The organism is Enterobacter sp. Bisph1, assembly GCF_000814905.1.
Lineage (GTDB): Bacteria > Pseudomonadota > Gammaproteobacteria > Enterobacterales > Enterobacteriaceae > Kosakonia.
Genome location: NZ_JXAG01000050.1, coordinates 123,261 through 135,297, shown reverse-complemented (window position 1 = coordinate 135,297; position 12,037 = coordinate 123,261). Strand labels below are relative to the sequence as shown.

At 51.7% G+C, this 12,037-nt stretch carries 13 protein-coding genes; 6 read left to right on the top strand and 7 right to left on the bottom strand.

Annotated features, from left to right (window positions below; translation table 11 throughout):
* Window positions 1-197: 197 nt before the first annotated feature.
* The 3 genes from ynhH to RW65_RS18305 all read left to right on the top strand — a co-directional run bounded on the left by ynhH (window position 198) and on the right by RW65_RS18305 (window position 2,368).
* On the top strand, window positions 198-392 hold the full coding sequence (gene ynhH / locus RW65_RS23405; protein WP_502685566.1) for a protein YnhH: 195 nt from the start codon (window positions 198-200) through the stop codon (window positions 390-392).
* Between the two features lie 14 nt (window positions 393-406).
* Window positions 407-1,819, top strand: coding sequence for a pyruvate kinase PykF (pykF, locus tag RW65_RS18310; protein ID WP_039058240.1), 1,413 nt, complete (start codon window positions 407-409; stop codon window positions 1,817-1,819).
* A gap of 312 nt (window positions 1,820-2,131) precedes the next feature.
* Window positions 2,132-2,368 carry a major outer membrane lipoprotein gene (locus RW65_RS18305; protein ID WP_007374746.1) on the top strand — a complete coding sequence of 79 codons (237 nt, stop codon included), beginning with the start codon at window positions 2,132-2,134 and terminating at the stop codon, window positions 2,366-2,368.
* Between the two features lie 70 nt (window positions 2,369-2,438).
* On the opposite strand, the gene ldtE is transcribed toward RW65_RS18305, so the two are convergent.
* The 7 genes from ldtE to sufA all read right to left on the bottom strand — a co-directional run bounded on the left by ldtE (window position 2,439) and on the right by sufA (window position 9,067).
* The gene (ldtE, locus tag RW65_RS18300; protein ID WP_039058239.1) at window positions 2,439-3,455 is read right to left on the bottom strand and encodes a L,D-transpeptidase LdtE; all 1,017 of its coding nucleotides are present in this window, start codon (window positions 3,453-3,455) and stop codon (window positions 2,439-2,441) included.
* A gap of 101 nt (window positions 3,456-3,556) precedes the next feature.
* Entirely contained in the window at window positions 3,557-3,973 is a 417-nt protein-coding gene (gene sufE / locus RW65_RS18295; protein ID WP_039058238.1) for a cysteine desulfuration protein SufE, read from the bottom strand.
* Window positions 3,974-3,987: 14 nt separating this feature from the next.
* Window positions 3,988-5,208, bottom strand: coding sequence for a cysteine desulfurase SufS (sufS, locus tag RW65_RS18290; RefSeq protein WP_039058237.1), 1,221 nt, complete (start codon window positions 5,206-5,208; stop codon window positions 3,988-3,990).
* Window positions 5,205-6,476 carry a Fe-S cluster assembly protein SufD gene (gene sufD / locus RW65_RS18285; RefSeq protein WP_039058236.1) on the bottom strand — a complete coding sequence of 424 codons (1,272 nt, stop codon included), beginning with the start codon at window positions 6,474-6,476 and terminating at the stop codon, window positions 5,205-5,207. Before sufD ends, sufS begins: the two co-directional genes overlap by 4 nt.
* Window positions 6,451-7,197: a Fe-S cluster assembly ATPase SufC gene (gene sufC / locus RW65_RS18280; RefSeq protein WP_039058235.1), complete on the bottom strand. Its 747-nt coding sequence runs from the start codon at window positions 7,195-7,197 to the stop codon at window positions 6,451-6,453. The genes sufD and sufC overlap by 26 nt, the downstream gene beginning before the upstream one ends.
* A gap of 17 nt (window positions 7,198-7,214) precedes the next feature.
* Window positions 7,215-8,702, bottom strand: coding sequence for a Fe-S cluster assembly protein SufB (sufB, locus tag RW65_RS18275; protein WP_039058234.1), 1,488 nt, complete (start codon window positions 8,700-8,702; stop codon window positions 7,215-7,217).
* A gap of 8 nt (window positions 8,703-8,710) precedes the next feature.
* Complete coding sequence (gene sufA / locus RW65_RS18270) at window positions 8,711-9,067, bottom strand: Fe-S cluster assembly scaffold SufA (protein WP_039058233.1); 357 nt, start codon at window positions 9,065-9,067, stop codon at window positions 8,711-8,713.
* Window positions 9,068-9,561: 494 nt separating this feature from the next.
* On the opposite strand from sufA, the gene RW65_RS23185 reads away from it, so the two are divergent.
* The 3 genes from RW65_RS23185 (at window position 9,562) to RW65_RS18255 (ending at window position 12,021) form a co-directional block, all read left to right on the top strand.
* Window positions 9,562-9,705, top strand: a complete 144-nt coding sequence (locus RW65_RS23185) for an Ecr family regulatory small membrane protein (protein WP_156124030.1) — start codon at window positions 9,562-9,564, stop codon at window positions 9,703-9,705.
* Between the two features lie 162 nt (window positions 9,706-9,867).
* Window positions 9,868-10,659, top strand: coding sequence for an alpha/beta fold hydrolase (locus RW65_RS18260; protein WP_039058231.1), 792 nt, complete (start codon window positions 9,868-9,870; stop codon window positions 10,657-10,659).
* 663 nt (window positions 10,660-11,322) lie between these two features.
* The gene (locus RW65_RS18255) at window positions 11,323-12,021 is read left to right on the top strand and encodes an EAL domain-containing protein (RefSeq protein WP_052250343.1); all 699 of its coding nucleotides are present in this window, start codon (window positions 11,323-11,325) and stop codon (window positions 12,019-12,021) included.
* Window positions 12,022-12,037: the final 16 nt, after the last annotated feature.

Sequence of the window (12,037 nt, the reverse complement as noted above, 5' to 3'; positions counted from 1 at the left end):
TGGTCATACTGATGCCAGCGCGAGGACCAGACAGGAGGCTGCACCCGGCTGAACAACGGTTGCGCAATTATGTGATAACGGTTGCATAACAAAACGATAATGAGGATGAATTCGTATTTTGAAACAGCGTTTTTAATTCCTTTCTGTCAACCTGGACGCTATAATGCCGCCATCCTAATTTGAATGGATTCAGCTGATTGAACTGTAGAACAAACAACACGCATCAATTTTTCCTCTTTCTGGCTGAACCTCAGGCACACATTACTCTGCACGCTTTTTTGATGTCACCTATCCTTAGGCTGTGGCATCGCACTTTTCGCAACACAGGTTTGTCTCCGGCGCCGTGCGCTAACCGGGGCGTAAGTATTCAATCCTCCTTAACTCAAACTTAAAGACCAAAACCGTCATGAAAAAGACCAAAATTGTTTGCACCATCGGTCCGAAAACCGAATCTGAAGAGATGCTGGGAAAACTGCTCGACGCAGGCATGAATGTTATGCGCCTGAATTTCTCCCACGGTGACTATGCTGAACACGGCCAGCGCATCAAAAACCTGCGCAACGTGATGAGCAAAACCGGTAAGAAAGCAGCCATCCTGCTGGATACCAAAGGCCCGGAAATCCGCACCATCAAACTGGAAGGCGGCAATGACGTCTCCCTGAAAGCAGGCCAGACCTTCACCTTTACCACTGACAAATCCGTTATCGGCAACACCGATACCGTTGCTGTGACCTATGAAGGCTTCCCGAACGATCTGAGCGTGGGTAATACCGTGCTGGTTGACGATGGCTTGATCGGCATGGAAGTGACCGAAATCGTCGGCAATAAAGTCGTGTGTAAAGTGCTGAACAACGGCGACCTCGGCGAAAATAAAGGCGTGAACCTGCCAGGCGTTTCCATCGCCCTGCCGGCGCTGGCGGAAAAAGATAAACAGGACCTGATCTTCGGTTGCGAGCAGGGTGTTGATTTTGTCGCGGCCTCTTTTATCCGTAAACGTTCTGACGTGGTTGAAATCCGTGAGCACCTGAAAGCCCACGGCGGTGAGAATATCCAGATCATCTCCAAAATCGAAAACCAGGAAGGCCTGAATAATTTCGACGAAATTCTCGAAGCCTCCGACGGGATCATGGTTGCCCGTGGCGACCTGGGCGTTGAGATTCCGGTTGAAGAAGTGATCTTCGCGCAGAAGATGATGATCGAAAAATGTATCCGCGCGCGCAAAGTGGTTATCACTGCTACGCAGATGCTTGACTCCATGATCAAAAACCCGCGTCCGACCCGCGCAGAAGCAGGCGACGTGGCGAACGCCATCCTCGACGGCACCGATGCTGTAATGCTCTCTGGCGAATCTGCCAAAGGCAAATACCCGCTGGAAGCGGTATCGATTATGGCCACTATCTGCGAACGTACCGATCGCGTGATGACCAGCCGCCTGGACTTCAACAACGACAGCCGTAAGCTGCGCATCACCGAAGCCGTTTGCCGTGGCGCGGTTGAAACTGCTGAAAAACTGGAAGCGCCGCTGATCGTCGTGGCCACCCAGGGCGGTAAATCGGCGCGCGCAGTGCGTAAATATTTCCCGGATGCCACTATTCTGGCGCTGACCACTAACGAAGTCACCGCGCGTCAGCTGGTGCTGAGCAAAGGCGTTATACCGCAGCTGGTGAAAGAGATCTCTTCTACTGATGATTTCTACCGTCTGGGTAAAGAAGTGGCGCTGGAAAGCGGCCTGGCAAGCAAAGGCGACGTTGTGGTTATGGTTTCTGGCGCACTGGTTCCGAGCGGAACCACAAACACTGCATCCGTACACGTGCTGTAATAATAACCCGATCGTTCGGACTGATTAACTACAAAGCGCCCATGTGGCGCTTTTTTTATATTCCCGTCACCTGAACAAATAAAAAATCCAATTGGATTTCACTATTTAAAATGGTCATTATCTAAGAAGAATCCGATGGAAGCGTGCTGTTTTAACAAGCGTTTTTAGATATTTTATTGAAAGTCGGTGTTTCTTTGAGCGAACGATCAAATTTAAGTGCATTCCCATCAAAAAAATATTCTCAACCTAAAAAACTTTGTGTAATACTTGTAACGCTACATGGAGATTAACTCAATCTAGAGGGTATTAATAATGAATCGTACTAAACTGGTACTGGGCGCGGTAATCCTGGGTTCTACTCTGCTGGCTGGTTGCTCCAGCAATGCTAAAATCGATCAGCTGTCTTCTGACGTTCAGACTCTGAACGCTAAAGTTGACCAGCTGAGCAACGACGTGAACGCAATCCGTTCCGACGTTCAGGCTGCTAAAGATGACGCAGCTCGCGCTAACCAGCGTCTGGACAACCAGGCTCACTCTTACCGTAAGTAAGAGTACCTGTAATGAAATGGCGCACACAGTGCGCCATTTTTTTTGCCTGCTGATTACCGTCTCTTTCTCTCTACTGCGTGACGCTCTCCCCTGTACTTTCCGCTATGATCCGCTTTCCATGCGCGCTGTTGTTCACTGATAAAACGTTTTTTGGCGTAGCCGTTGGCACATTTTTGACCGGGATCGCCACCGGATAGCCCGCGCGACGCTGCAGCGCCCGGGTAATAAATCCTTTATCATCTCCCGCCTGATTGACCTGCGCCTCTATTGCGGGCGTGAGCACGATCGGCAAGCGTTGCGTATCTTCTTCAACGGCTTGTGCCAGCGGGCGATGCACTTCGATATAGTGTCGTCCATCCGGTTCAACCGCGTATTTCACCGGTTCGTTTATGATGGTTACCCGCGTTCCGGCACTAACCTGATCAAACAGCGCCTCGATATCGGGCGCCCCCATGCGAATACAGCCGGAACTGACGCGCAGGCCGACGCTGTTGGGCGCATTGGTACCGTGTATCAGGTATTCGCCATTGCCAATGCCCAGCCGCAGCGCAAACTGCCCTAACGGGTTATGCGGCCCTGCGGGAACCACCGGCGGCAATTCAATACCTTTAGCTAATGACCGTGCACGAATGCCAGCGGTCGGCGTCCAGGTTGGGTTAGCAATCTTTTGACTGACGCGTGTGACGGAGACGGGCGTCTCCAGCCCTTGCTGACCAATCCCTATCGGATAAACCTGCACGCTGTTTTTGTCGGGAGGAAAATAGTAGAGCCGCAGCTCCGCCAGGTTAATCACAATCCCTTCGCGCGGCGTATCGGGCAAAATCAACTGCATGGGAATAGTCACCACCGTGCCTGGCCGTGGTACGGGGGCAATGGTATCGTTGGCTTCGAGGATCAACATCGCCGAAGAGTCGAAACGGCGGGCGATGGTCTGTAAGTTTTTATCCCCGGCCTGCACGGTGTAGGTTTGGTTTTGTCCAATTATCCGCCCACCATCGGCAGGAAGCGCATATTCTGCCGCCTGGGCTAGTTGCATCGCGCTAAGAGCGCCGAAAAGCCATAAGGAGTGTAGACACGCGCGTTTCATTCGGGAACTCCTGTATCCACTGACACAGTGCCAGCATGCTGAAGATCCGGCGAGGCGTAAATACCTCGCGTTATAACAGGATGAAAAATAGTCTTTTAAGTTTAGCTAATGGTGAGGGCTTTGGCACGAATGGCGCGGATCATCGCCTCGAGCCCCTGCGAGCGCGAAGGCGTCAGATGCTGCGCAAGGGAGAGTTTTTCAAACCACGGGCGCACATCAAACGCCACAATATCCTGCGCGGTCATCTGTTGGTAGAGCACAAAGACAATGGCGATAAGCCCTTTGACAATCGCGGCGTCGCTGTCGCCAGCAAGCTCAATGATGCCCGTCTCATTGCGCTCCATCACAATCCACACCTGGCTTTGGCAACCCTGAATAAGATTTTCAGGTTGATGAGCAGCAGGGGTTAATGCCGGCAAGCGCTGCCCCAGTTCAATAATATAAAGATACTTCTCTTCCCAGTTGGCACAGCGACTAAAGTTGCGCAGCAGCTTCTCTTTATCGGGTAATGCAGCCATTTTTGCCTCTTAAATTAGCCCAGCAGCTGATGAATACGTTTCAGACCAGCGACCAGACGATCCACCTCTTCCTCGGTATTGTACATAACCAGTGACGCACGGCACATAGCGGGAACACCATAAAACGCCATCAGCGGCATCGCGCAGTGATGGCCGGTGCGCACCGCAATACCGTAGTTATCCAAAAAACTGCCAACATCATAGGCGTGATGTTTACCCAGGTTAAACGCGATCGCCCCCTTGCGCTGGGCCGGGCCATACAGTGTCAAATCGGGTACCTCCGCCAGCGCATTCAGAGCGTAATGCATCAGCGTTTGTTCATACTCTCCTATCGCCTCCAGCCCCAGCTTACTCACATAGTCAATCGCCGCGCCAAGGCCGATAATGCCGCCGGTATTCGGCGTACCGGCTTCAAAACGCCACGGCGCTTTCGCATAGGTGGTTCCCTGCGTCAGGCTGACGGTGGCGATCATCGACCCGCCCCCTTGCCACGGCGGCATATCCTGCAATATCTCCTCTTTGACATACAGCACGCCGATTCCCGTAGGCCCATACAGTTTGTGCCCGGAGAAAACATAAAAATCGCAATCCAGCGCCTGTACATCTATCGCATGGTGCATTACCGCCTGCGCGCCATCCAACAGCACTTTCGCGCCATATTGATGGGCCAGCCTGGTCATCTCCGCCACCGGGTTTTCGGTGCCCAGCACGTTCGAAACATGGGTGATGGCCAGTAAACGGGTGCGCTCATCCAATAGCGTCGGCAGCGTCTCAAGCTGCAGCGTGCCGTCCTGATTAAGGGGGATCACGCGCAGCTCAGCGCCAACGCGCTCGCACAACATCTGCCACGGCACAATATTGGCATGATGCTCCATGGCGGTGATGATAACGTTGTCGCCCGCGTGAACCTGCGTGTTACCCCAGCTGTTTGCCACCAGGTTAATACCCTCGGTGGTGCCGCGCACAAACACCAGCTCCTCCGGCGAACGGGCGTTAAGGAATGTTGCCGCCAGCAGTCGCACATTCTCCATCCGCTGGGTCGCTTCCGCGCTGAGGGTATGAATACCGCGATGCACTGCCGCATAGCCATGACGGAAAAAGTCGGCCTCAGCGTCAATCACCTGATTCGGTTTTTGCGCGCTGGCGGCGCTGTCGAGATAGGCTAACGGTAATCCGTTGACTTCACGCTGGAGCACCGGAAAATCGGCGCGTACAGCATTAACGGGAAAACTCATGCTTTGCCCCCTGCCAGGCGCTGGCTGATACGGGCCAGAACCTGTTGTTTTAACGCCTCATCGCTGATGGCTTCCGTTAACTCAGCGGCGAAGGCATGGATAATCATCTGCTGGGCCGCCTGTTGATCGATCCCGCGCGAGCGCAGATAGAACATCTGCTCGTCATCAATGCGCCCGACCGTCGCACCGTGGCTACATTTCACATCATCAGCATAAATTTCCAGCTGCGGTTTGGTATCCACTTCCGCCAGCCGACCCAGCAGCAGATTATTATTGGTCATCTGCCCGTCGGTTTTGATGGCGTGTTTCGCTACCTTGATGACGCCATTAAATACCGCGCGCCCTTTATCGCTGACGATGGTTTTATGTAATTGACGACTGTTGCAATAGCCCTGGTTGTGCTCAAGCCAGGTGCGGGTATCGCACACTTCCGTTTTTACCGGCATTGCCAGGCTGTTGATACGCAACGGGGTATTTTCGCCAGTGAGTTGCGTACTGGTGTTATGGCGCAATACCGCGCCGCCCAGCAGGAAACTGTGGCTGTCCGCCGCCGCGTCTGCCGCCAGCACGATGTCATTATGGGCAAAGTGGTAGCTCTGGGGGTTTTCAAAGGCCAGTTTGACGTGGTGCAGATGGGCATTGGCCGCGATATTCATCGTCAAACGCGAACCGGTAAAGTGCCGCGCCTCGTTCAGGCTAACGTAGTGTTCATAAACGGTCGCTTCCGCACCCTGCGCCAGATCCAGATGATGACGGTAATGGGCGGTATTCATCTCTTCACCTGCGACACCCTGGGTGATATGCATCAGCAGCAACGGCTTTGCCGGTCGCTGGTTGCGCGCCACCTGAATCCAGGTCACGTTTTGCGCCAGGCTTTCCGTCAGATGCAGAAACACTTCCGGCTGCACCGGCGCAGGTAAATTCTCCCGCACTTCAGCCAGCGTTACCTCAAATCCTGAACCCGCCGTGTCATCACTTAGCTGTGCGTTAAATTCACCGTCGACAAAGACCAGCCGTAGCGCGTCGACGGGCAGCGCCAGCGCATCACGCTGCGCTGCGCTTATCGTCGCGCGGGTAGCAACAAACTGGCTGTTGAGCAGGCCATCGAGGGGCGTGTACTTCCAGTTCTCCTGTTTGCGCGTGGGCAATCCTAAGCGCAGCATATGCTGCAGATGCTGCTGCGCCGTGGCAGAACGCGCACCTGCCCGGGTTTCAAACAGGCGGTGCCACTGTTGCAGTGCGTTACTGCTGTTCGGTAAGCCAGCCATAGCCCTGCTCCTCCAGTTGCTTAACCAGCGTGAAATCACCGGACTTCACGATGCGCCCCTGATACAACACATGCACATAATCCGGCTTGATATAGTCGAGGATGCGCTGGTAATGCGTGACAATAATAAAGGCCCGCTTCTCATCGCGCAGGGCATTCACCCCCTCGGCGACGATTTTTAGTGCGTCAATATCCAGCCCGGAGTCGGTTTCATCCAGAATGCACAAATCGGGTTCCAGCACCGCCATCTGCAGAATGTCGTTCCGCTTTTTCTCACCGCCGGAGAAGCCGACGTTGACCGAGCGGGTCAGCAAATCTTCCGGCATTTTCAGCAGCTTGATTTTTTCTTCCATCAAATCCTGGAAGTCAAAACGATCCAGCGCCTCTTCGCCACGGTAAGCGCGTACCGCATTCAGGGCGGTTTGCAGGAAAAATTGGTTACTGACGCCGGGGATTTCGACCGGATATTGAAAAGCCATGAATACGCCTTCGCCCGCACGGTCTTCCGGCGACAGCTCCAGCAAATCTTTGCCTTTAAAGGCGACGCTGCCGCCCACCACTTGATAATCTTCACGTCCGGCGAGCGTCGCGGAAAGCGTACTTTTTCCCGAGCCGTTCGGCCCCATAATGGCGTGCACTTCACCCGGACGTACGTCGAGGCTCAGACCGCGCAGGATCTCTTTATCTTCAACGCTGACCTGCAAATCTTTAATACTTAACATTTAGTGTCCTTTAGGGCTTAACCGACGCTGTGTTCAAGGCTAATCGCCAGCAGTTTTTGTGCTTCAACGGCGAACTCCAGCGGCAGTTCAGAGAAGACGTCTTTACAGAAGCCATTGACGATCATCGAAATGGCGTCATCTTCGCTGATGCCGCGTTGCAGGCAGTAGAACAGCTGATCTTCACCAATACGCGAGGTGGTAGCTTCATGTTCAAGTTGAGCGCTGTTATTACGGCACTCGACATACGGGAAGGTGTGCGCGCCGCAATCAGGGCCGATAAGCATCGAGTCGCACTGGGTAAAGTTACGGGCGTTAGTCGCGGTGGGCATAATTTTCACCAGCCCGCGATAGCTGTTCTGGCTATGTCCGGCGGAGATCCCTTTCGAGATAATCGTCGATTTGGTGTTCTTACCAATGTGGATCATCTTGGTGCCGGTATCGGCCTGCTGATGGCCGCTGGTCAGGGCCACGGAGAAGAATTCACCAATCGAGTTATCACCGCGCAGGATGCAGCTTGGGTATTTCCAGGTGATGGCGGAGCCCGTTTCCGATTGCGTCCAAGACATCTTGCTGTTTTCGCCTTCGCACAGCGCGCGCTTGGTCACAAAGTTGAGGATCCCGCCGGTATTGTTATCGCCGGGGAACCAGTTTTGTACCGTGGAATATTTCACTTCTGCATCTTTGTGAATGATCACTTCCACCACCGCCGCATGGAGCTGATAGCTGTCACGGACTGGTGCGGAACACCCTTCGATATAGCTGACGTAGCTGCCTTCATCGGCTATCAGAATGGTGCGTTCGAACTGGCCGGTTTTTTCCGCATTGATGCGGAAATAGGTCGACAGCTCCATCGGACAGCGCACCCCTTTCGGGATGTAGATAAAGGTGCCATCGGAAGCGACGGCGGCATTAAGCGCCGCGAAGAAGTTATCGTTTGAGGGCACCACCGTACCGAGATACTGCTTTACCAGATCCGGATGGTCATGAATCGCCTCGCCGAACGAGCAGAAAATAATCCCCTGCTCAGAGAGCTTCTCGCGATAAGTGGTCGCCACGGAGACGGAGTCAAAAATGGCGTCCACCGCCACCTCTTTCCCTTCGCGCACCGGCACACCCAGCTGGTTAAAGGCGGCTTCAACCTCTTCCGTTAACCACGCGTTTGCTCCGGTTTGCTGAACGGCACCGGGCTGCGATGCGCAGGTATCATCGCAGTTGCCGCAGGAGGGCGCGGAGTAATAGCTGTAGTCCTGATAATCAAGCTTGTCATAATGGGCTTTCAGCCAGTGTGGCTCGTCCATCTCCAGCCACGCACGAAAGGCATTCAGACGAAACTCCAGCATCCATTCGGGTTCGTTACGCTTAGCCGAAATGGCACGCACGACATCTTCATTAATGCCTTTTGCCAACTCGTCAGTGCTTAAGCGGGTAAAAAAGCCCTCTTTATAATTAAGATTGCCGCCGGCCCAGATTTTGACATCGTCAGTTGCTTCACTATTACGAGACATAATACCGCCTATACCCCGAAACTTTCGCCACAGCCGCATTCGTGCTGAGCTTTCGGATTATGAAATTTGAAGATCTGATTTAACCCTTCACGTACATAGTCCACCTCGGTGCCGTCGATAAAGGGCATCGCTTGCAGCGGAACGTAAAGGCGCGCACCGTCAGATTCATACATTAAATCGTCATCGTTCGGTTCAGTCACCGTGTCCAGTACGTAACCAAAGCCTGCGCAGCCGGTCTGCTTAATACCAAGCCGGACGCCCAGTACACCGGCCTGTTTATTGGCAAGCGTACGAATATGCTCTGCGGCAGCAGGTGTCAGGGTCAGCCCTCGCCAGCTAAAATCTTGCGGATTAAAAGATTCCATCGTCTACCTCATATCATCAGATCAAAGGCTCATAATGCTATGTTAGTGATAATGATTATCACTTCAACCCGTTTTCTACAGGGTTATTCGCCATAAGCCCGACTTTTTCGGTACTTGTTATAAGCATAGACTCTGTGCAAAGCCTTTACAGGCGGGTGATTATTTGTTTAATAACCTGATAAATAATGATTTTAGAAGCGTTAGCGGGCGCATAAAGGTAAAAAACAAAAGATGTATAGGTAATACCTATTATTGAGATAGGATCGAAAAAAGGGTCACCGGACAAAAGGAGGCTTCTTTTCAATACCTTACATTTGCCGTTATCGCCCCTGTGTTGCTGCATGCTCTCGCCCCAGGCCCGACATTGCAAAAATTAATCTTTTGCAATATCAATAGCACGCGGACACGGTGTAAAAAAGTCATAGTAAAAAGTTGAACAGGATGCTGGAATGAGTGTCCGAAAACAGTGATTTTTAACCACATTTGAGTAAGTTATGGATAAAACGGCGTGGCTTTTGCTGGCGCTCGCAGTGGTCGTTTTGGTCGTGGGTATGTGGTCAATTTTCAGCGAAACGCTGTGGGTGCTAGTGAGTTGCCTTGAAACAATGCTCTACCCGACAATTTCCACACCGGAATAATGTTACTGCTGTTCTGCAGCATTGAGCGAAATTATTTAAAGCGTCAACGATAACCTGTAAAAAAATAGTCAGCATAATTTACACGCTCATTGATGAGCGGTGCCGCAGACGAAGGTTTTTAAAGTGCTCACATAGCTGGGCGATCAAACAAGGAGAGTATTGATGAATGCCAAACCAACCATGTCGTTTTTAGACAGCGGAACGGGTTTCCCCGTACTGTTGGGCCACAGTTATCTGTTTGATAAATCTATGTGGTCGCCGCAAATCGCCACGCTCAGTGAGCACTTTCGGGTGATAGTGCCGGATTTATGGGGACATGGTGACTCATCCGCCTTGCCTGGCGAGCCCGAATCATTGGCTGATATAGCCGACGATCATCTGGCGCTAATGGATTCTCTTAATATCGAACAGTTCGCCGTGGTCGGCTTGTCCGTCGGCGGGATGTGGGGAGCAGAGCTTGCCGTCGCCGCGCCAGACCGGGTAAGAGCGTTAATGCTGCTGGATACCTTTGTCGGCAGTGAAACCGATGAGGCTCGCGAGCGCTACTTTGGTATGCTTAATGCGATTGATGCAGCCGGATCGATTTCGCCTGCGTTAGTCGACTATATCGTTGGACAGTTTTATTCCGAATTTGCCGAGCCGGCGGATATTGAACAGCTTAACGGTTACCTTTCATCCCTGTCGGCCGATACGTTACGCCACTCTATTTTGCCACTCGGGAAACTAATATTTGGTCGAACCGATCGCATGAGCATTCTTGATTCTGTGGTCTGTCCGGCCCATGTCGCCACCGGTAAGCTGGATCTTCCGCGCCCGCCGGCGGAGGGGCGCTTGATGGCACAGGCGTTAGGCTGTGAATTCACGTTGATATCTAATGCAGCACATATCAGTAACCGAGAAAACCCGGCATTCGTTACCCGACTGATTGTCGATTTCCTGTCGCAGCATCTTTAACGTTATCCCTGATTAAAAGATGAGGATAAACACGATTATCGCCGCGATGCCGAGACGACAATATTAATTGAACGCGGGAGGGGAATAATAACCCCTCCTCACGCGTTATTTTATCCGAATTTTCCGCCCCGCCAGTTCATAATAATTTTCTTCGCACCACGGTGATTATTGTTATGGGCACTAAGGCAGTACCTTTCACGCTTATTACATTTTTCCTAAGAATAAAGAGACGCTCGCCACAATCTCTCTTAATTATTCATTGGTGATAAATAAATTAGCACGCGTATATAACGGTAAGTTTGTTACATTATTATTACTACTGCGTAGAAAATGAACCACCCGGCAAGACCACAAGTTTATCATGATAAAACAATACCCTATTGCAAATGGGGCGAAGGTGCGCAGATCATCACGTTGCCAGAATGAAAATTACAAGAATAAATAACCACTTCCACCTATAGATTTAAGCGATCATTTTTGTCATAGCAATAGATGCAAGCTATCAAAATAAGATAATCGATCATTCAAAACAATTTTCAATTGGCAATGATGCCTGTGTAGAATCAATAAATTGTCAATCGCAAACAACCTGTTCTTTAAAGTGAGGGATTAATTACGGAAATACAAATAAAAGCGCTGGAAATCGCAGGTAAAAAGCTCCTGATGACGGCAGAATTTCATCCAGCGATGCATATTTCCACTCAAACTATTCTTCGCTATCACGCCACGGCGCAATTTTTTAATACCCATGGTTTCCTAATTCCCCCGTCACAGAAAAATGAATTTCTTGAGGATCCGGTCGCCTTAAGGAACGTTTCAACGTATATTTGTGACGCTGTTTTTCATGCGCTAAAAATGAAGGAAGATATTACCGTTGCACTGCCGCTGGCACCGGCAATGATTAACGATGCGGACTATTTCACCGAGCTCTATCAACGATGTCGGGTAAATAGTGTTGCGCCGTCACGCATTGATATCGAGGTAAGTGACCGCCTCTCATCTGCGCAATTTTTTCGCTGTTTACCCTTTTTGAAAAGAGCCAAAGAGTACGGGTTTACCCTTTCGCTGGGAGAATATGGCAGCGGAACGGTACATACTGAAAGCCGACATCTGTTCCCTTTCGACAGCGTCACCCTCGCTCGCTCTGTCACCGACGGTATTTCCCTTGCAGGGGCAAAACGGTCCCTTCTGCATCGTTTTCTCGACACGCTGACTCCTGTCGGGACCCCAATTCTTTGTGCAGGCGTGGATCGCGCGAGCGACCTTGCACTGCTAAGCCAGTATCGCCATCGCGGCATTCAGGGACATACCCTTTCCCGTTCGCTAACCTGGACGCAGCTGCAGCTGCTGGAAGGGATGTAGAACGCCGACCCGATAA